A 20186-nucleotide genomic window follows, 5' to 3' on the forward strand; every position below is an offset into this window, starting at 1 on the left:
TAATTTTAGAAGGGTTTAAAATTAAATGAATTTATGTCTCTATTGCATTATATTTTACTGCTACTGCTACTTTATGTAATTGAGTTGGTCTATTTCAGGCTGGCGAACCATTTTAATATCATTGATAAACCGAATTCGAGAAGTTCTCATAGCGCGGTTACGCTGAGGGGCGGAGGGATAATATTCTGTGTTGCTGGGCTTCTCTTTTTTGGGATATCCAACTTTCAATATGTATACTTTGCCATTGGGCTGTTCGCAATTTCCGTTATTAGTTTTCTGGACGATATCTTAACGCTGAACAACAAAATTCGACTGAGCGTCCATTTAATGGCTGTTTTGCTTTTGTTTTATCAACTGGATATATATTCGTTGCCCTGGTATTGGCTCGTTTTTGCAGGAATATTTGTAATCGGAACTATTAATGCCTACAATTTTATGGACGGCATCAACGGCATTACTGGAGGATATAGTTTGATTGCCCTGGCAAGCTTGTATTATATCAACAATTATGTAGTTGATTTTACATCAAATGATTTGCTGATCTTGGTGGGCCTTTCAACGCTGGTGTTTAATTTTTTTAATTTCCGTCCAAAAGCCAAATGTTTTGCCGGAGATGTGGGCAGTGTAAGCATAGCCTACATTATTGTGTTTTTAATAGGGCAATTAATCATAAAGACCGAGAATATAACTTATATCTTGTTGCTCCTGGTTTATGGTTTAGACGTGGTCTTTACCGTCTTTTTTAGGGTAATCAGGAAGGAAAATATTTTCGAGGCACATCGAAGCCACTTTTATCAATATCTAGCCAATCAGTTAAAATGGAGCCATTTGTTGGTGTCCTTATTGTATTTCTTTATCCAATTGCTGATTAACTGCGTGCTTGTTTTTTATGTAAAGGGATCAATATCCTTAATGCTGGCTTTAACATTAACTTTATCTGTTTTGTTTCTTGTGGTACGGTTCTTGGTTGAAGGAAAGAGCAGGTTGGTTGGTAAAAATAACCTGTAGGTGGTTTTGCTTTTATTTATGCGGGCAAATATTCGAGAAACTTTAGCCGCATAAAAATTTTGAGACCATATAAATTTTATGTTACCTTTACTTTTAAATTAAGGCTATTCTATTTTGTTTAATAAAATAAACATAGTACCTCGTTGGATTATCTTCCTGCTAGATTTGGGTGTTTGCCTATTATCTTTAACCATAGCTTATTTTGTTAAGTATAACCTTGATCTTTCCGGACTGGACGTCGTAGAGTTTAGTCGCAACATTTTAGTGTTTACCATCATTAATGTGGTGGTTTTCCTTAACGTTAAAACCTATTCGGGCATTATTCGCTATACCAGTGCACAAGACACCTTTAGAATCTTGTTTGCCGTATTGATCAGTAGTGGCATATTCTTTTTCCTTAATCTGGCTGTCATTGCCTTCAATAAGCCTCCCTATATTTCCAATTCAGTTATTATCGTTACGGGCTTGTGCAGCTTCTTGTTGCTGATTACCTACAGGGTAATGATCAAGTACTTTTTCATGTACATCAAGAATCTTAGTCTTGATAAGATCAAAGTGATTATTTATGGGGCGGGAGAGGCCGGATTGGCTACCAAACGTACTTTTGATCATGATGGCAAGGTGAACAAAACCATTATGGCGTTCGTAGACGATGATGAGCGCAAAGTGGGCAAAACAATTGATGGGATCAAGATCCTATCCGCCGAGCGACTGGAATCATTGATTAAAGAACACGAAGTTGACGAAATCATCTTTGCCTCATACACTATTCCAACAGAGCGGAAAAACCAAATTGTTGATGTTTGTCTCGAGCATGATGTTACAGTGCTCAATATTCCACCGGCAGATGCTTGGACAGGAGGTAAGTTTCATCGGGCGCAGATACAGAATATCAACATCGAAGACCTCTTGAACAGAAAGCCTATTCAAATCAATATTGAGGGCATACAAGATCAATTAAAAGACAAGCGCATCCTGATTACTGGTGCCGCCGGTTCGATAGGTAGCGAGATTGTGAGGCAGTTAATGAAGTTCGAAACAGGGTTGATCATTCTTTGCGACCAGTCGGAAACCGCATTGCATCATATTTATCTCGAACTGGAAGAAGCACATACTAATACCAATTTCCACGCATTTGTTGGCGATGTAAAGGACGAAAAAAGAATGGACCATCTTTTCGAAACCTATAAACCACACTATGTGTATCATGCGGCGGCCTATAAGCATGTGCCCTTGATGGAAGACAATCCTGCTGAGGCGATTAAAACCAACGTATTGGGGACCAAAACCATTGCCGATATGGCGGTTAAGCACGGCATACAGAAATTCGTCATGATTTCTACCGATAAAGCGGTAAATCCTACCAATGTAATGGGTGCTTCCAAACGTATTGCCGAAATCTATGTACAATCTTTAAACAACTCTTTAAGCAACCATAATTTCGTTTTCAGCAATGGCCTAAGCTATATCAACGATTTGGATGTAAAGCCTATTACGAAATTTATTACCACCCGTTTTGGTAATGTATTGGGCTCTAATGGGTCGGTTATACCTAGGTTTAAGCAACAGATTGAAAAAGGCGGGCCGGTTACGGTTACGCATCCCGAAATTACCCGCTACTTTATGACCATTCCGGAAGCTTGTAGGCTGGTATTGGAAGCCGGTTGCATGGGCAAAGGTGGCGAAATCTATATCTTCGACATGGGTAAATCGGTTAAGATTATAGAATTGGCCAAGAAGATGATCCGCTTGGCGGGTTTGGTGCCAAACCAAGATATCAAAATCCAATATTCGGGACTAAGGCCCGGAGAGAAGTTGTTTGAAGAATTGTTGAACGACAATGAAAATACCATGCCTACCCACCATGAAAAAATCATGATCGGAAGGGTAAGAGAGTTTGTGTTTTCGGAAATTGAAGAACAAATATATAGCCTTTTGCAGCATGCCAAACAAAACGACGATCGTCAGGTTGTAATGGCAATGAAAGCTTTGGTAAAAGAATATAAGAGTAAAAACTCTATCTTTGAAGAGCTCGATGGGACATCGGCAAATTAATCATCCAAATAAATTTATGAAAAGAAACTTATTTAGCTTGTTATTAACGCTGGCAGGGCTCTCTGCATCCGCACAACAGATTATTCCTTATAGCTACTCCCAATACCAAAAGCTGAACAAGTCTTTGTATAGCAAAGATACCCGCTTCCATACCTCCTTAAGGCCCACTATTGGCGATGATACGACTATTGTACGCCAACTGGATTCATTGAGTATGATTGGTACAGATCGGGTTCGGAACCCCTGGGCTACCAGAAAGCTTTTTAATGAACATCTTGTTGAAATCAATAAAGAAGATTTTTCGGTTTATCTCGATTTTCTTCCCGATTTTCAGATTGGTAGAGATACTGAGCATAAAATTACGACCTGGCTCAATACAAGAGGCTATCAGGTTGGCGGTACTATTGGCAAGAAATTCAGCTTTTATACCAGTGGTTTTGAAAACCAATCTCGTTTTAACAACTACTTGACCAATTACATCAATAGCATTGGCGTAATTCCTGGCATGGTGAACGATAAATTTGGTGCTAATAAAAACACTAAAGATTGGGCTTATGCTACTGCTGTTGTTAACTTTACACCGAATAAATTCTTTTCATTCACTTTGGGACATGATAAGAATTTTGTAGGTGATGGTTATCGCTCCATGTTGCTGTCGGATGTATCGGCCTCTTATCCGTTTTTTAAAATTGTAACTACATTAGGCAATGTAAAGTACATGACCATGTGGGCACAGTTTCAGGATCCGCTATCGCAACAATTCTCCTATGATAATGGCTTTAGAAAAAAATGGGGTGCTTTTCATTACTTAGATTGGAATGTAAACAATCGCTTGTCTTTAGGTTTTTTTGATTCGATTATTTGGCAAGATGCCGACGCTACTGGCAAAAGAGGATTTGATGTTTCCTATCTAAACCCTGTCATCTTTTTAAGAACTGTTGAAGGGATGAACGGTTCACCAGATAATGCATTGATCGGCTTTACGGGAAAATATAAACTGCTGAACAATTTAACGGTTTATGGGCAATGGGCCATTGATGAGTTTACGGCAAAAGAGGTGTTTAGCAACAAGGGCTATTGGGGCAATAAATTTGCCTACCAGCTAGGTGTTAAAGGTTTTGATGCTTTTAAAGTGGCTGGACTGAACTACTTGGCCGAATTTAATATGGCACGTCCGTTTACTTATTCTCAAAGAACTTCCCTGCTCAACTATGGCAATTATGCCGAAGCGCTAGCACACCCGATGGGTGCCAATTTTAGGGAGGTGCTAACTATCTGGAACTACCAATACAATAAATGGGCTTTCTCGGCACAAGCTAATTATGCACGTTATGGTTTAGACAACGGACAGAACGTAGGTAAAGACATCAACGAGCCTTACGATACCAGAACCGGACAATATGGCTATAAAACCGGCGGAGGACTTAAAACAAACTTTATGTATTTGGATGGCCGTGTTTCTTATGTGTTGAATCCCAAATATAATTTAAGATTAGAATTAGGTGGTATTTATAGGCAAGAGAAAAACAGCTTGAGCAACGATAAAACCACCATGGTTACCTTTGGTTTAAGAAGTACCTTCAGAAATATTTATCAGGATTTTTAATGGCTTGCAATAATACATACGTCCTCATTATGGCTGGTGGAGTGGGTAGCCGCTTTTGGCCAAAAAGCAGGAACAATTTTCCTAAACAGTTTATTGATATATTGGGCATTGGCAAATCATTGCTACAGCTAACCTATGAGAGGTTTCTAAAGGTTTGTCCGGAAGAAAATATCTATTTCTTAACAAACGAGATTTACACTGATCTAATTAAAGAGCAGCTAAATGGGGTATCGGATAAGAATATTATTTCTGAGCCTTGCAGACGCAATACTGCCCCATGTATTGCATATGCGGCTTTTAAAATAAAAGACCTGAATCCTAATGCCAACTTGGTAGTTGCACCTTCTGATCATCTCATCTTAAAAGAAGATGTTTTTATTTCGAAAATAGAAAAAGCATTGGCGTTTGCTGAACATAACGATGCATTAGTAACGTTAGGCATTGAACCTACGAGGCCGGATACGGGATATGGTTATATCAAATATCTGAAATCATCAGCTACCGAAATTTTTAAAGTTGAACAATTTTTAGAAAAGCCAACGCTTGAAAAAGCCAAGGCTTTTTTGGCAACCAATGAATATGTTTGGAATGCAGGTATATTTATTTGGAACGTGAATGCTTTGTTATCTGGATTTAAGAATTTTGCAATAGAATTATATTCTGTCTTTGAAAGGGGTGAAAGGCTTTATAATACTGATGATGAATATGTTTTTATTAAAGAAAATTATCCAAAATGCGAGAATATTTCAATCGATTTTGCATTAATGGAAAAGGCCGAAAACGTATATACCTTGCCTGGAGATTTTGGCTGGTCAGATTTGGGTACCTGGGCTTCATTGCATGAGGTAATGAGTAAAGACGCAAGTAATAACTCTTTTGGAGGTAAAGCCGCGTTCTTGCAAGACACGGAAAACTGTCTTATTCAAATACCGAAGGAAAAGATAGCGGTAATTAAAGGTCTGGCGAATTATATTGTTGTAGATGATGGAGAAGTGTTGATGATCTACCCTAAAAATCTCGAACAAGAAGTGAAAAACGTGTCTGCTTCTGTTGCCGATAGTTTAGGAGAATACTATCAATAGCTAATAGAAAAGAAAAGGCTCATGAATTTTATGAGCCTTTTCTTTTGGGTTATATTTTGCTTAAATAATCCTGATAAGCCAATTTTAGCCCTTCCTCCAGCTCGATTTGATGTCGCCAGCCCAAGGCATGCAGTTTAGAAACATCCATCAATTTACGGGGCGTTCCATCTGGTTTGCTCGCATCAAATGTCAATTCGCCTTCAAAACCTACTACTTTCTTGATCAGCAATGCCAAATCTTTGATGGTAAGGTCTTCTCCGGTGCCTATGTTGATCAAATTAGGCTCACTATAGGTTTGCATCAGAAAATAGCAAGCGTTGGCCAGATCGTCTGCAAAGAGGAATTCGCGCATAGGCGTGCCCGAACCCCAAATTACTACCTCTTTCGAGCCGTTTTTCTTGGCTTCGTCAAACTTCCTGATCAGTGCCGGCAAAACGTGCGAATTTTGGGGATGATAGTTGTCGTTGTAGCCATACAGGTTGGTAGGCATGACCGAAATAAAATCGCAACCATATTGCGCCCTGTAGGCATCGCACATTTTAATACCCGCAATTTTGGCGATGGCATAGGGCTCGTTTGTTTCTTCTAACAGGCCAGTAAGCAGATAATCTTCCTTTAATGGCTGCGGAGCTAGTTTAGGATAAATACAGCTTGAGCCCAAAAACATGAGTTTTTTTACCTCATTTACATAAGCCGAATGGATAACGTTGTTCTGGATAGCTAAGTTCTCATACAAAAAATCGGCACGATAGGTGTTGTTGGCTACAATACCACCTACTTTGGCGGCAGCTAAAAATACGTATTCAGGTTTTTCGTTGGCAAAGAAATCGGCAACTACCTGCTGGTTTCTAAGGTCTAATTGTTCTGAAGTTTTAACAACAAGGTTAGTATAGCCTTCCTTTTGTAATTTACGATAAATCGCAGAGCCAACCATTCCTCTATGGCCGGCAACGTATATTTTTGAATGTTTTTCCAAAATGTTATAAAATGTATGTTCTTTAGGTGTTCAGATGGCTTAAGAGGCCATGGTTTTTGTGGTACGGCTTACGGCTACTTTTTTCACGGTTTCGATAATGGCTTGCGTATCATAGCCACAAAGTGCCCAAAGTTCAGGCTGTTCGCCATGCTCTATAAATTCGTCAGGAATGCCCAAACGGATCACGTCTGCTTTGTAGTTATGATCAGCCATAAATTCCAATACGGCACTGCCCATCCCGCCTTGTAAACAGCCATCTTCTACGGTTACTATTTTGGCATAACGCTTAAATACTTCGTGTAGCAGGGCTTCGTCTAGAGGCTTTACAAAGCGCAAATCGTAGTGAGCGGGATGTATGCCTTCGCTGTTGAGTTCTTTGCAGGCTTCTACGGCAAAATTGCCTACATGGCCAATGGTAAGTATGGCTACATCTTCGCCATCGCAAATTTTACGGCCTTTGCCGATTTCCAATGCCTTAAACGGACGTTTCCAGTCTGGCATTACGCCATTGCCACGTGGGTATCTGATGGTAAACGGACCGATATTTTCTTGTTGGGCAGTATACATCAGGTTGCGGAGTTCCTCTTCGTTCATCGGCGAGGCCACCACCATATTCGGGATGCAACGCATATAAGCCAAATCATAGGCGCCGTGATGCGTAGCGCCATCGGCACCGGCCAAGCCGGCTCTGTCTAAGCAAAATACTACATTCAGGTTTTGAATAGCCACATCGTGGATTACCTGGTCGTAAGCCCTTTGCATAAAGCTCGAGTAGATGTTGCAGAAAGGTACCAATCCCTGCGTAGCCAAACCAGCCGAAAAGGTTACCGCGTGTTGTTCGGCAATGCCCACATCGAAAGCGCGATTTGGCATGGCTTTCATCATGATGTTCATCGATGATCCCGAAGGCATCGCCGGGGTAATGCCCACGATTTTCGAATTGCTTTCGGCCAATTCTACAATGGTATGGCCGAAAACATCCTGATATTTGGGTGGCTGTGGCTTATCGACCACTGGTTTCTTGATTTCGCCGGTAATTTTATCAAATAAGCCAGGAGCATGCCACTTGGTTTGGTCTTTTTCGGCTAGGGCAAATCCCTTGCCTTTTACCGTAATGCAATGCAATAGTTTCGGTCCAGGAATTGCGCTCAGGTCTTTGATGACAGAAGCCAATTTCTTAACATCATGTCCGTCAACAGGGCCGAAATACCTGAAATTAAGTGCTTCGAAAAGGTTGCTTTGCCTCAACAAAGTACCTTTGATGCTTTTTTCTATCTTTTTAACGTATTTGTGTGCATTGGGGCCAAGTTCTGAAAGCTTGGTCAATACATTCGAAACGTCGTCTCTAAAACGGTTGTACGATTTAGAAGTGGTGATACTGGTTAAATATTCTTTGAGGGCACCCACGTTAGGGTCGATAGACATGCAGTTGTCGTTCAAAATCACCAAAAGATTGGAGTTTTCGATGCCGGCATGGTTCAAACCCTCAAAGGCCAAACCTGCAGTCATGGCACCATCGCCAATTACGGCCACGTGTTGCCTGTCTTTTTCGCCTTTGTAATGCGAGGCCACAGCCATGCCTAAAGCTGCCGAAATTGAAGTGGAAGAGTGGCCTACGCCAAAAGTATCATATTCGCTTTCGCTTATTTTAGGAAAGCCGCTAATGCCGTTCAGAATACGGTTGGTATGAAACTGGTTTCTTCGTCCGGTAAGGATCTTATGCCCATAGGCCTGATGGCCCACATCCCATACCAATTTATCGTAAGGCGTGTTCAAGGCATAGTGTAAGGCAACCGTGAGCTCTACCACACCTAAACTTGCCCCAAAATGCCCGCCGTTAATGCTAACTACATCGATGATGTACTGGCGTAACTCTTGGCAAATCTGCTCTAAATCTTGTTCGCTATATCGCTTTAAATCAGCGGGATAATTGATAGTAGATAATAAAGCTCCAGTCTTAATTTCCATGCCGTATATAAAAAGTACAAATTACGGCATTTTGTTTAACACTTTTATCAAGAATCGTTTCAAATTTCATCCTAAAAAACACCTGATTTTTATTTCTTGGCCACGTCAAAACTAATGGTCGACGCAAGGTTAGCCATTAATTTGTCGTATAGTGCCTTGTTGGTGGTGCTGTTAACCACAATGGCGTTGTTGTTGCCTGTGCGCGTGGTTTGCCCGAAGTCGTTTCTGGTCAGCCCAGTTACCAGCATATTGATCTTGATCGAAACATTGGCTACATAGTCGCCTGCCACTACTTCTACCCGTTTGGCTTCGTAGTTAAGCAATTGCGATTGCGTAAACTGTACAGAAACTGGAATTTGTGTGCCACTGGCTTCAATATAGGTGCCGTTAAGTGTAAAAATAGGAACGGTGGCATTTTCCGTCAAGGTTAAATTGAACTTGATGTTCTCGTAAACACCTGCCGGAATAGAAACGGTTCCAGAAAGGATGCCGGCCTGTAAAGGATTGACAGCATTGAAGTTTTTTGATTCGAAGGCTACGTTTGATCCTGCATGACTGGCGTTGAACACGATCTTGGCAATGTTAAGCGACATGCTGGTCCAGTTGATGCTGCCATTTGTTCCTTGGGCAACAGGTGTGCCACTGGTGGCAGCAGTAGTGCCTAAAGAGGCATACAGATTACTTACGCCAAAGCTGTAGCTCAGGTTGGCTTTTGCGGTTGTATTTTCTTTATTGCAACTGCTTGCCAATAAAGCTGTCCATAATACAACGGCGAGAAACGCTAATTTTTTCATTTTTAATAAATTAGATAAGAGATTAAATTTAGTAAAAAATGTGAACATCCAAGAAAAAATCACAATTTATTAGGGCATTGCAAAGCATCCGGTTTTGGCGCTAAAATTCAGCAATAATTTAGTATTTTTACCAAAAATACTTTTCCCATAATGAAACGAGATACTATAATTTTTGATCTAATTAACAAAGAATTAGATAGACAGGAGCATGGTCTTGAGCTCATCGCATCCGAAAACTTTGTGAGCAAACAGGTAATGGAAGCAGCAGGTTCGGTATTAACCAACAAATATGCCGAAGGCTTACCGGGCAAACGCTATTATGGTGGCTGCCAAGTGGTAGATGACATCGAAAATTTAGCTATCGAAAGAGCAAAACAGCTTTTTGGCGCAGCATGGGTAAACGTACAGCCCCACTCGGGTGCACAGGCCAATGCCGCGGTTATGCTAGCTGTTATCCAACCAGGCGATAAAATCTTAGGTTTCGACCTTTCGCATGGTGGCCACTTAACCCATGGTTCGCCGGTAAACTTTTCTGGTAAATTGTATCAGCCACATTTTTACGGTGTTAAAAAAGAAGATGGCCTGATCGACTATGCAAGATTGGAAGAAGTGGCTTTGGCCGAAAAACCAAAATTGATCATCTGCGGTGCCTCTGCCTATTCGAGAGAATGGGATTATGCCTTTATCCGCAAGGTAGCCGATCAAATCGGTGCCTTGGTACTGGCCGATATTTCGCATCCTGCAGGTTTCATTGCCAAAGGCTTGTTGAATAATCCATTGCCACATTGCCATATCGTTACCACCACTACCCATAAAACCTTGCGCGGTCCACGTGGCGGCATGATCATGATGGGCCAGGATTTTGAAAATCCTTGGGGACACAAAACGCCAAAAGGCGAAATCAAAATGATGTCGGCCATTTTAGACATGGCGGTTTTCCCAGGTACACAAGGTGGCCCGCTAGAGCATATCATTGCCGCTAAAGCCATTGCTTTTGGCGAAGCGCTTAGCGACGATTACCTCACCTACATTAAACAAGTTGGTGCCAATGCACAGGCCATGGCCAAAGCTTTTGTAGCCAAAGGTTATGGTATCATTTCTGGCGGAACAGACAACCATTTGATGCTGATCGACCTGCGCAACAAGGGCATTACCGGTAAGTTGGCCGAAAACGCGTTGGAGAAAGCAGACATTACCGTTAACAAAAATATGGTTCCTTTTGATGATAAGTCGCCGTTTGTAACCTCGGGCATGCGCGTAGGTACAGCCGCTATTACTACAAGGGGATTAAAAGAAAGCGAAATGGGACAAATTGTCGACCTGATAGATCAGGTGTTGAGCAATCCGGAAGACGAAAACAACCTTAACCAGGTTAAACAACAAGTACAAGCCTTAACCAGTCGCTTCCCGCTTTATAAATAAGCTTTTTAAGCAATGTTCAACCAGTCTCCCTATTCTGCCGAACAAGAAGAACAGCGCCTTGAGGCCTTGTATTCTTATGACATTTTGGGAGATGGGCTGGAGCATGAGCTCGACAATTTGGTGAAGCTCGCGGCGCAGATTGCCAACGTGCCTATTGCCTATGTGTCTTTCGTTGATCGCGATAGCGTGATCCTGAAATCGGCCGTAGGTGTAGAAGCTGAGCACAGAAAGTTGCCTAAAGCGGTAACCATTTGCCAGTATACCATGATGGCCGATCATATTTTTTTGATGCCAGATGTGACGCAGGAACCCGAATTGTCGAGCCATCCATTGGTTAATAGCGATGCCCACATCAGGTTTTATGCCAGTGCGCCGCTAAAAGACAGCGAAGGCTTTGCGCTGGGCTGTCTTTGCCTGCTTGATGTACAGCCCCGAAACCTGAACGAACACCAGCTCGAAGCCCTGTCTACCCTGGCGGTACAGGTGGTAGCCCAACTGGCACTTAAAAGAAAAAATGCCCAGCTCGAAGCCCAAACCAAGCGCTTTGACGAGTTTGTCGACATTTTTACGGTTTCGCCCGAAATCCATTGTATTCTAGATCGGAATGGAGCCATTCTTTTTATCAATGATGCCGTAACCTCGCTGTTGCAGTATACTGTTGAAGAAACCATTGGCCAAAGCATGTGGAACTACTGCCTGCGCGAAGATGTAGATAGAACCGTTTATGCGATAGAGGATGGATTGCGAAGCGGAGAGAAACAGTTCAGCATCGATTTTAGGCTGGTAAGCAAGTACAACCAGGTGAAATGGATGGGCTGGAACATGGTGGCCAAAGACAATCGCTGGTACTGCTATGGCAGGGATATTACCGAAAGCAAAAAGGTAGAAAACGAACTGACCAAACTCTCGTTCGTGGCCAGCAAGGTAAACAACGGCGTGGTGATTAACGATGCCAATAACAATGCCATCTGGGTTAACGATGCTTTTGAGAAAATTACCGGTTTTACCCTCGAAGAAGTAAAGGGCAAACCTTTAGGCGATTTGATTTGCGGACCAGAAACCGATTGGTCGCTTATTGAAAAGGCACGTCAGCTTACCCAGCAAAAACAATCTTTTACCGTCGATATTCTGGCCTACCGCAAAGATAAGCAACCCATTTGGCTATCTATCTACAATACGGTAGTACTAGATGACGAAGGCAAGGTAGAAACCGAGGTAGAAATCATCATCGATATTACCGAAAAGAAAAAGGCCGAAGAAGAACTGCAGGTGCTATCGCTGGTGGCGAGCAAAACCAATACCGGCGTAACCATTTCGAACGAAAAGGGGGAAATTACCTGGATAAACGATGCCTTGGAAGGCCTGATCGGCTATTCGCTGGCCGAGCTTTCGGGCAAAATGCTGGGCGATGTACTTTCTACACCGGATACCGATAAGGAACTGATCCTTAAATCGCGGAAAAAGGCCAACAACAAGCAAGCCTACACCATTGAGGTTTTGGCGCATAAAAAAGACGGCACGCCGATTTGGCTTTCGGTGGCCAATACGCCGATTATCAATGTCAATGGACAATTAGAACGCCAGGTAGAGCTTATCTACGACATTACACAGCGCAAACAGGTAGAGCGCGAAATGGTGGAGGCCAGGGAACAGGCCCTGCAGTTGAGCGAAGCCAAAGAAATGTTTCTTTCGGTGATGAGCCACGAAATACGGACGCCGCTCAATGCCGTTATCGGAATGACGCACCTGTTGCTGGAAAACGAACCTAAGGATTCGCAGATCGACGACCTGAACATCCTGAAATTCTCGGGCGAAAACCTGCTCAACATCATCAACGACATCCTCGACTTTACCAAAATAGAAACCGGAAACCTGCAGTTGGAGGCTTTGCCGTTCGACTTACACACGCTTTGTGTAGACATTGTGAACTCGTTGCAGGTGGCCGCCGGCAAAAAAGGAAACCAGTTGCTATTAACTTACGACGATAAAATACCTGAGCAACTGCTAGGCGATAAAACCAGGCTCTACCAAATTGTGATGAACTTATTGGGCAATGCCATCAAGTTTACCGATCATGGCAAAGTTGAATTTACGCTCAAACTAAAACAGCAAACCTCCAATGAAGCATTGATTTATTTTGAGGTTTCTGACAATGGCATTGGCATTCCCAAAGAAAAGCAGTCTTATATTTTCGAAACGTTTACGCAGGCCAGAACCGATATTTCGAGAAAGTATGGAGGTACGGGGCTGGGTTTGGCCATCACCAAAAAACTAATCAAGCTTTACCAATCGGAAATAGAGGTGCAAAGCGTAGAAGGCAAGGGAACGGTGTTCTGTTTCGAAATTAGCTTCAAATTGCTGGGGCAACCCGAAAAAGCCCAAGTGCCAGCCGCCTTGCCTAGTCTTTTTACGGGTAAACGCATCTTGGTGGTAGACGATAACGAGGTGAACATCCTGATTGCCAAAAGATTTTTGAGCAAATGGGGCTTGGATATCGATTTTGCCTCCAACGGCGAAGAAGCGATCCGCAAAATCATGGATAATGTATACGACCTGGTGTTTATGGATATCCGTATGCCGGGTATTGATGGTTTTGATACCACGCGCATTGTTCGCGAAATACCGGGTGCCTATTACAAGAACCTGCCCATTATTGCCCTAACGGCATCTACCTTGCATAACGAAAATATGAAATTCAGGGATTGTGGCATGAACGGACACGTTTTAAAGCCGTTTAATCCAGAAGAAATCAAGCAGGTGCTCCATAACTTCCTTAAAAAGTAAAGGGCCGATATTTCCTAAAAAATATCGACCCTTACCATCTAAATTAACGCTCTCGATATAATAAACGCGAGCAGGTATCAAATGTTTTAAAAAATGTGATAATTTTTTAATTATTTTCGTAACAGCCTAGTTCTGAGGGAAATATTCTTAACTTATAGTTTAGGTCTTTGTTCAGGTAAGTGCTAAAATAGCTGTCGGTACTTAGGTCAAACCCCTTATTGTTGGCCGGACTGCCCTTGGCCAGCCTAAAATTTCCGGCATCTACATTTATAAATAGCGGATCGCTGTTCAGGAGGTTAGTGCCGTTTAAAGTATTCGTGTTTATTTTGAGCAGGTTGTTTTTTACGGTAGCCGTTAATAGCGTATTGGTGGCTTTTTTGTCGATCAGAAACTCGTTGCTCAGGCTTCCCCATACAATGTTGTTGTAAAAATCGATGCTCAGGTTGCCCGATTGCGTATTGCTGATATAATCTGAGAAGTATACGGCCGCTGTTTTTCGCGCAAAGTAGGGGTTGTAGCCTGCAAAAGTATTTTGTTTGAGGTTGTATTTGCCGCCACCTACACCATACAGCAGGTATTGGCCACAGTTGTAGAAAAGATTGTTGAAAGCGGTAAGGTCGGTTTGATAGCCCAAAAAGCCTACCACCTCCATGTTTTTGATGATGGTATTGGTTAACAACAGCTTGGGCTGGTCGTTTACCGATAGCGAATCGACGGTAATGCCGGTAATGCCATTTTTGATGACTGCATAATTGATGCGCGAATTTTTGCTTTCGGGATAGAAATGGATGCCATTCCATTGCCCGGTTTCGTTGCTGTACAGTTTCTCCAGCCTATCGCTGGCAAATACAATACTATCAGCCTTGGTGCCCAGCGCAGTTAAGGTACCTTTAATGCTCATGGTAGAATTGCCATGAAACAAGATTTTGGTGCCCGGCTCTAAGGTTAGGTTGGTATTTTCGGCTACGGTAAGCGATTTGTAGATGATGTAAGGCAATTTGCTGTTCCAAACCATATTGTTCTTAATGGTAGCGCTGTTGATAAATACTGCGTTCTGTCCGTAGGCGACGAGCGCGATGCGTTGCTTTTTACCATTAAAGTAGCACAAAATCGAATCCTGCACAATAAAAGGCAGGTCTTGCTGGGTTGGGTTGATGTTGACCTTTACAAAGACATTGATCGAATCGTTGCCGTTTATTTTAAGGTTATTGGTTTCTGAAACGGCCTGTCCGTTAATGTTCAGGCTAAAAGCCGAATTGTTGCCTCCGCTTAGGCGAATTTGGTTCAGGTTGATGGCCCTCGAATTTCGGTTATAGATTTTTAATCTTCTGGTGCTTGAACCTACTGCCGTAAAAACGGTATCGAATAACACGCTGTCTGATGAGAAGTTGAGTTTGGCATCCAAGTCTAGCGTCAGCTCCTCGTCCTTGTTGCAGGCCGCAAAGATCAGGCTGGTTAAGATACTCAGAAGCAGTAGTTTTACTCTCATCTTATTCTGCAAAAGCTAGGGTAGCTATACTTAATTTTTTAACACCAATGTTTAATAACGCTTGGCCACAGGCTTCTAGTGTTGAGCCGGTGGTAATCACGTCGTCGACCAAAAGGATATGTCCGTCTTTCAATTCTTCGGGATGCCTCACTTCAAAAACCGATTCCATGTTTTCGTATCGGGTATATCGCGATTTTTTAGTTTGGCTGCTGGTTGCCTTTTGACGTAATAAGTTAGCATTTTTTACCGGAACATCAAAAACTTCGGCTATGCCCTTGGCAATGAACAGGCTTTGGTTGTAGCCTCTCAGCTTTTCCTTGTGTGCATGCAAAGGTACGGGTACAATGGCGCTGATATCGGCATAGGATGGGTTTGAAAGCAATTTTTGGCCTAAAAGATGGCCTAAAAGCCTGCCTGTTTCTGTTTTGCCTTTGTACTTTAAGCCGTGCATCAATTGCTGTACTTTGTTGCCTTTCTTGAAATAGAGCATCGCCGTGGCAGCATTACAAGGTATGCGGCTCCAAAATTGCTTCGCTACGGGATTGTCTGGGTACAGATGGAAATCGGTGTAGGGAAGATCGTAAAGGCAATGGCTGCAGATTTCTTTTTCGCCATAGTGTAAATGCGTTCCACAAGCATTGCAGAGCAATGGGAAGAGCAGGTTGATCGTATCTTCGGCTAAACGCTTGATGGCTATCATACTTACAATTTAAGCAATTGTTGGCATAATGCGAACAACATAATGGTAAATAGTCCATGGTTTAGGGTTGATTGGACAATAGGGTAGACCGGAAACTTGTCCAAAGGGATTGCTTCGTTGCATGGTTTTTAATCATGGCGAAGACTATGGACTACAGCCTAACGACTATTAGCTAGCCTAAGCTAAGCCGTTTCTTTGACAGCCAATTGTCCGCAGGCCGCGTCGATGTCTTTGCCACGGCTTCTCCTGATGTTGGTGTTGATACCCTGGCTGCGCAGGTAATTGGCAAAAGCATCTATTTTATCGCCTTCAGCATTGATGAAATCGGCAAATTGGATAGGGTTGTATTCAATCAGGTTGACCTTGCAAGGCACATGCTTGCAGAATTTGGCCAACTCCATGGCATCCTGTATTTCGTCGTTGAAATTGTTGAAGACGATGTATTCGTAGGTAACCGGATTTTTGGTTTTAGAGAAATAGTATTTCAGGGCTTCGGCCAATGCCTTTAACGAATTGTGTTCGGTAATAGGCATGATTTCGTGGCGCTTAATGTCGTTGGCGGCATGTAGCGACAGGGCCAAGTTGAACTTTACGCCGTCATCGCCTAGTTTTTTGATCATTTTGGCAATGCCCGCGGTAGAAACGGTAATGCGCTTGTACGACATGTTCAGGCCATCGGGAGCGGTAATGCGCTCTATAGATTTCAATACGTTGGCGTAGTTGAGCAAAGGCTCGCCCATACCCATGTATACGATATTGGTTAAGGGAATATTGTAGTTCTTTTTGGCCTGTTGGTCAATCAGCACTACCTGATCGTAAATTTCGTCGGCATTGAGGTTGCGTTTGCGGTCCATATAGCCGGTTGCGCAAAATTTGCAGGTCAGGCTGCAGCCTACTTGCGAGCTTACGCAGGCGGTCATCCTTTCGTCGGTCGGGATCAGTACGCCTTCCACAATGTTGCCATCGTACAAACGGAAGGCATTTTTGATGGTATGGTCGTTGCTAAATTGTGCGCTGTTGATTTCGACTGCATTAATGGCGTAATTGTCTGAAAGTTTTTTGCGCAGGTCTTTAGACAAGTTGCTCATTTCGTCGAAGTTGCGTGCCGATTTTTCCCAAAGCCATTGGTAAACCTGTTTTGCCCGGTAGGCAGGCTCTTTCATGTCGGCAAAGTGCTGCTGCAATTGCGTCAAATCAAGCGAACGGATATCTATTTTCTTAGTGCTAAGCATTTTACGGTGTAAAGATACTTAAATTAGTTCATATCCGGGTATCATTTTACCAATGAACCCATGACTAATCAACTAATTTGACATCGGTATTAATTATCTTTTTGGACTGCGGGTTTTGGCTGCGGGTGCACCCGATTTGCCCTTGCCTGGTCGGGTAGGCCTTCTGTTGGGGCCAGATTTAAACCAGTCGCTTCCTGTTGTATTTGATTTGCTTGGGCCTCCATTGGTTTTGGCCCTGCCTTTTGTGGCTGCGGTTTTTTCTTTGCCAAAACGCTGTGCGGGTTTTTCGGCCTTTGGAGCGGCTGATTTTTGGCTTTCTTTTTTCGGCGTTGCAGGTTTTTCCGAACTCGATTTGGCCAATTGTTTGGTAATCTGCGTTAATTCTTCTGGCGTAAGCTCGCGCCAATCGCCAACCGGAATGCCTTTTAAGGTGATGTTCATGATCCGAACGCGCTCCAGCTTCGTTACTTCATAGCCGAAATGCTCGCACATGCGACGGATTTGCCTGTTGAGGCCCTGTACAAGCACAATCCTGAAAACATTGGGCGCTTCTTTGGTTACCTTGCACTTTTTGGTCATCACGCCCAACACAGGTACACCTTTGCCCATACCTTCGATAAACTGATCGGTAAGAGGTTTGTTTACGGTAACCACGTATTCTTTTTCGTGGCTATTGCCTGCGCGAAGTATTTTGTTAACCAAATCGCCATTGTTGGTTAAAAAGATAAGACCTTGCGAGTCTTTGTCCAACCGGCCAATCGGGAATACCCTTTCGCTATGGTTAACGTGATCTACAATGTTGTCTTTTACTTTCGATTCGGTGGTGCTGGTAATGCCTACAGGCTTGTTGTAAGCCAAAAGAATGGTGCTTTCCGCCTGTTGGGGCTCAATGGTTTGGCCGTTTACGCTTACCACATCGCCAAAAAACACTTTGTCGCCTACCTTAGCTTTGCGCCCGTTAATAAAAACCTGGCCAAGTTCGATGTACCTGTCGGCCGCTCTTCTTGAGCATAAACCGCTTTCGCTAATGTATTTGTTTAATCGTGTTGTAGAATCAGACATGTGGTAAAGATTATGAAATATCTTACAAAGTAACCAATTCTAATCCGATAAACAGCAACAATACTGAGTTTTGCCGATCAATCTTTGATGCAAAACCAGTATGTTATGGAATTTTGAGGGCTGAAATATCGCCAATCAAGGCATAAGATTTCAAAATAAACAATAAATCAGGCTTCGGGCAACGTTTAAAACAATGCCTAGCCAAACTTTGACAACCCTGATGGCCAAGGTAGCCAAAAAGGTTGTCAAAGTACAGTATTTAAAAGCTTGGGTCATCTGCACTGGGGCCATAGCTTCCCGGAATTGGGATGTTTAACAAACGCAGGTAAACGCCTAGCTGTGCCCTGTGGTGGATGGTTTGGCTAAAGGCATGCCTAATGGTTTCGTATTTGGTCATGGTGGCATAAACCTGATCGGCGTTGCGCAAAACCCAAGTCCCGCTCAGGTCTTTGTCGGTAGTCTCGCTTAGGCTTGCACGGCCATCTTCGTAGCTTTTTTCGAACAGGGCAAGCAAATCGGCAGCGTTGCTTACCGCAGTTGGGTTATAAGGCTCGGTGGCAAAATCCAGTCCGTCGGTTTTTAAGGCCAGGGTTACCCAGGTAGGCAGTTCGGCAATGTGGACGCTCAGGTCTTTCATTTTCATGCTTTTTTCGTGCGGTGCCCAATCCAATTTGTCGGCAGGTACCAAAGCCAGCATCTTACGGGTTGTTTGCGCTTCCTGCGCCAATTCGGTCAATAAAAGTTCAATAATGTTCATCGTTTTTGTGTTTGTTTACCCAAAGTAACGAGGGCTTACTGACAACCCTATGGCAGTGTAAAATTGGGGATGAAAAATATTTGAGAAGATTGTAGTTTCTGTTTGTCGAGATAAGGAGGTTTTGCCTTCATTTCTTTGTGTGCCCAAAGAAACGAAGCAAAGAAAGGGCATCGCTGGCCTCATGTGCCTTTTGCTCATGCCCTATACACAACTACAAAAGCCGATCGCTTCGTTCTGCTTGGTAAGTGCTTAAAGAATGCCAGTAAGTAAATGATGCAGAATCGCTTCGCTCGAGGCTCGGAAGAGCGATTTGTAAGGAAGTGCTATGCTTTTGTAGTTTTTTCTGGCACTGGCCAGCTGATGTCGCGCTATACAACGAAAGTGATTGACGAACGGCAGCTGATAAAATGCAGTAGCCTTGAACTTTTGGTCACTTTTGTTTCAAGACAAAAGGACTAACCATTAATAATCCACTGGCAACATTTTCATGTAGTCGTTCAGGGCCATGTGTTCGCTTTTGCGGAAGGGGATTTCGGTGCATTTAACCGCCACGATATTGATGACCTTGAAATCGCGATATTCATTGCGCAGGTGGCACCAGGCGATCAAGTGCCAGCTAAAAGCGTAAAAAATGAGGCCGATTGGTTCAACTTCTCTTTTGCTGGCTTCGCCTTTCTTGTTTTTATAATCTATTTCTACAATACATTTGGCGCTGATGGCATTTTGGAGTGCCGAAAGGTATTCGGTATCGTTTTTCAGTCTTTCAGGCAACTGTAGCCTGATGTTTTCGTTCAGGTTTTCGAGCTTTTCCTTTTGGCTGCTGCGCAGTACGCCTTTTACCTTGTTCAGCGCTGTGGTGTAATGATGGGCAATGGATTTATCGCCAAAGCCTGTTAAAAAACGCTCCATCAGCAAGAGCGCGTTGGCCTCGTCAGAATTAAACGAAATGGGTGGCAGAAAATAACCTTGCACAATGAAATAGCCTTTATGGGGTTCGAAACTGATGGGAACGCCCTGTTCGGCAAGTGCCCGCATGTCGCGGTAAACCGTACGTATGCTGATGTCGAACTGGTCGGCGATTTTTTCGGCAGTTACGTATTTTCTTGATTGCAAAAGGATTAATATTCCGAAAAGTCTGTCTATTCTGTTCATTTTGGCCTGAAAATAGCTGTGATAAAAATACAGATAATCGCTTAGAAACGAAACCGAAATTTAAGTATAACCACATTTTCTAAACCATTGCGTTAACTA

At 43.0% G+C, this 20186-nt stretch carries 15 protein-coding genes; 6 read left to right on the forward strand and 9 right to left on the reverse strand.

All coding sequences use genetic code 11. From position 1 onward, the window contains the following. Positions 1-33: 33 nt before the first annotated feature. The 4 genes from VRU48_RS17140 (at position 34) to VRU48_RS17155 (ending at position 5751) form a co-directional block, all read left to right on the forward strand. Positions 34-1008 carry an MraY family glycosyltransferase gene (locus tag VRU48_RS17140; RefSeq protein ID WP_330109144.1) on the forward strand — a complete coding sequence of 325 codons (975 nt, stop codon included), beginning with the start codon at positions 34-36 and terminating at the stop codon, positions 1006-1008. A 114-nt stretch (positions 1009-1122) separates the two neighbouring features. Further along, on the forward strand, positions 1123-3063 hold the full coding sequence (locus VRU48_RS17145) for a polysaccharide biosynthesis protein (RefSeq protein WP_330109145.1): 1941 nt from the start codon (positions 1123-1125) through the stop codon (positions 3061-3063). 16 nt (positions 3064-3079) lie between these two features. Continuing rightward, on the forward strand, positions 3080-4669 hold the full coding sequence (locus VRU48_RS17150; protein WP_330109146.1) for a gliding motility protein RemB: 1590 nt from the start codon (positions 3080-3082) through the stop codon (positions 4667-4669). 29 nt (positions 4670-4698) lie between these two features. Beyond that, on the forward strand, positions 4699-5751 hold the full coding sequence (locus VRU48_RS17155; protein ID WP_330109147.1) for a mannose-1-phosphate guanylyltransferase: 1053 nt from the start codon (positions 4699-4701) through the stop codon (positions 5749-5751). Positions 5752-5800: 49 nt separating this feature from the next. Here VRU48_RS17155 and fcl read toward each other — a convergent pair whose 3' ends face one another. From fcl to VRU48_RS17170, 3 genes are all read right to left on the reverse strand, one after another. Beyond that, positions 5801-6727 carry a GDP-L-fucose synthase gene (gene fcl, locus VRU48_RS17160; RefSeq protein WP_330109148.1) on the reverse strand — a complete coding sequence of 309 codons (927 nt, stop codon included), beginning with the start codon at positions 6725-6727 and terminating at the stop codon, positions 5801-5803. Between the two features lie 39 nt (positions 6728-6766). Further along, entirely contained in the window at positions 6767-8695 is a 1929-nt protein-coding gene (gene dxs / locus VRU48_RS17165; protein WP_330109149.1) for a 1-deoxy-D-xylulose-5-phosphate synthase, read from the reverse strand. A gap of 89 nt (positions 8696-8784) precedes the next feature. Continuing rightward, positions 8785-9489 (reverse strand): hypothetical protein, encoded by a 705-nt coding sequence (locus VRU48_RS17170; protein ID WP_330109150.1) that lies wholly within the window; start codon positions 9487-9489, stop codon positions 8785-8787. Positions 9490-9639: 150 nt separating this feature from the next. Here VRU48_RS17170 and glyA point away from each other — a divergent pair, with 150 nt between their 5' ends. Beyond that, positions 9640-10911, forward strand: coding sequence for a serine hydroxymethyltransferase (gene glyA, locus VRU48_RS17175; RefSeq protein WP_330109151.1), 1272 nt, complete (start codon positions 9640-9642; stop codon positions 10909-10911). A gap of 12 nt (positions 10912-10923) precedes the next feature. Further along, positions 10924-13695 carry a PAS domain S-box protein gene (locus VRU48_RS17180; protein ID WP_330109152.1) on the forward strand — a complete coding sequence of 924 codons (2772 nt, stop codon included), beginning with the start codon at positions 10924-10926 and terminating at the stop codon, positions 13693-13695. 106 nt (positions 13696-13801) lie between these two features. Here VRU48_RS17180 and VRU48_RS17185 read toward each other — a convergent pair whose 3' ends face one another. From VRU48_RS17185 to VRU48_RS17210, 6 genes are all read right to left on the reverse strand, one after another. After that, the gene (locus VRU48_RS17185; RefSeq protein ID WP_330109153.1) at positions 13802-15184 is read right to left on the reverse strand and encodes a hypothetical protein; all 1383 of its coding nucleotides are present in this window, start codon (positions 15182-15184) and stop codon (positions 13802-13804) included. 1 nt (position 15185) lies between these two features. Beyond that, the gene (locus VRU48_RS17190) at positions 15186-15884 is read right to left on the reverse strand and encodes a ComF family protein (RefSeq protein WP_330109154.1); all 699 of its coding nucleotides are present in this window, start codon (positions 15882-15884) and stop codon (positions 15186-15188) included. Positions 15885-16066: 182 nt separating this feature from the next. After that, positions 16067-17116 (reverse strand): dual-specificity RNA methyltransferase RlmN, encoded by a 1050-nt coding sequence (rlmN, locus tag VRU48_RS17195; RefSeq protein ID WP_330109155.1) that lies wholly within the window; start codon positions 17114-17116, stop codon positions 16067-16069. A 93-nt stretch (positions 17117-17209) separates the two neighbouring features. Beyond that, positions 17210-18178, reverse strand: a complete 969-nt coding sequence (gene rluF / locus VRU48_RS17200) for a 23S rRNA pseudouridine(2604) synthase RluF (RefSeq protein WP_330109156.1) — start codon at positions 18176-18178, stop codon at positions 17210-17212. 259 nt (positions 18179-18437) lie between these two features. After that, positions 18438-18935 (reverse strand): DinB family protein, encoded by a 498-nt coding sequence (locus VRU48_RS17205; RefSeq protein ID WP_330109157.1) that lies wholly within the window; start codon positions 18933-18935, stop codon positions 18438-18440. A 462-nt stretch (positions 18936-19397) separates the two neighbouring features. Next, on the reverse strand, positions 19398-20087 hold the full coding sequence (locus VRU48_RS17210) for a helix-turn-helix transcriptional regulator (RefSeq protein ID WP_330109158.1): 690 nt from the start codon (positions 20085-20087) through the stop codon (positions 19398-19400). Between the last annotated feature and the right edge of the window lie 99 nt (positions 20088-20186).

This window comes from Pedobacter albus (assembly GCF_036324255.1).
In the GTDB taxonomy this organism is placed as follows: domain Bacteria; phylum Bacteroidota; class Bacteroidia; order Sphingobacteriales; family Sphingobacteriaceae; genus Pedobacter; species Pedobacter albus.

Coding starts and splice junctions, on each gene's coding strand:
- VRU48_RS17170 (WP_330109150.1), bottom strand. CDS start 9,489: ATGAAAAAATTAGCGTTTCTCGCCGTTGTATTATGGACAGCTTTATTG.
- dxs (WP_330109149.1), bottom strand. CDS start 8,695: ATGGAAATTAAGACTGGAGCTTTATTATCTACTATCAATTATCCCGCT.
- VRU48_RS17185 (WP_330109153.1), bottom strand. CDS start 15,184: ATGAGAGTAAAACTACTGCTTCTGAGTATCTTAACCAGCCTGATCTTT.
- VRU48_RS17140 (WP_330109144.1), top strand. CDS start 34: ATGTCTCTATTGCATTATATTTTACTGCTACTGCTACTTTATGTAATT.
- VRU48_RS17155 (WP_330109147.1), top strand. CDS start 4,699: ATGGCTGGTGGAGTGGGTAGCCGCTTTTGGCCAAAAAGCAGGAACAAT.
- VRU48_RS17205 (WP_330109157.1), bottom strand. CDS start 18,935: ATGAACATTATTGAACTTTTATTGACCGAATTGGCGCAGGAAGCGCAA.
- rlmN (WP_330109155.1), bottom strand. CDS start 17,116: ATGCTTAGCACTAAGAAAATAGATATCCGTTCGCTTGATTTGACGCAA.
- VRU48_RS17190 (WP_330109154.1), bottom strand. CDS start 15,884: ATGATAGCCATCAAGCGTTTAGCCGAAGATACGATCAACCTGCTCTTC.
- VRU48_RS17180 (WP_330109152.1), top strand. CDS start 10,924: ATGTTCAACCAGTCTCCCTATTCTGCCGAACAAGAAGAACAGCGCCTT.
- rluF (WP_330109156.1), bottom strand. CDS start 18,178: ATGTCTGATTCTACAACACGATTAAACAAATACATTAGCGAAAGCGGT.
- VRU48_RS17150 (WP_330109146.1), top strand. CDS start 3,080: ATGAAAAGAAACTTATTTAGCTTGTTATTAACGCTGGCAGGGCTCTCT.
- glyA (WP_330109151.1), top strand. CDS start 9,640: ATGAAACGAGATACTATAATTTTTGATCTAATTAACAAAGAATTAGAT.
- VRU48_RS17210 (WP_330109158.1), bottom strand. CDS start 20,087: ATGAACAGAATAGACAGACTTTTCGGAATATTAATCCTTTTGCAATCA.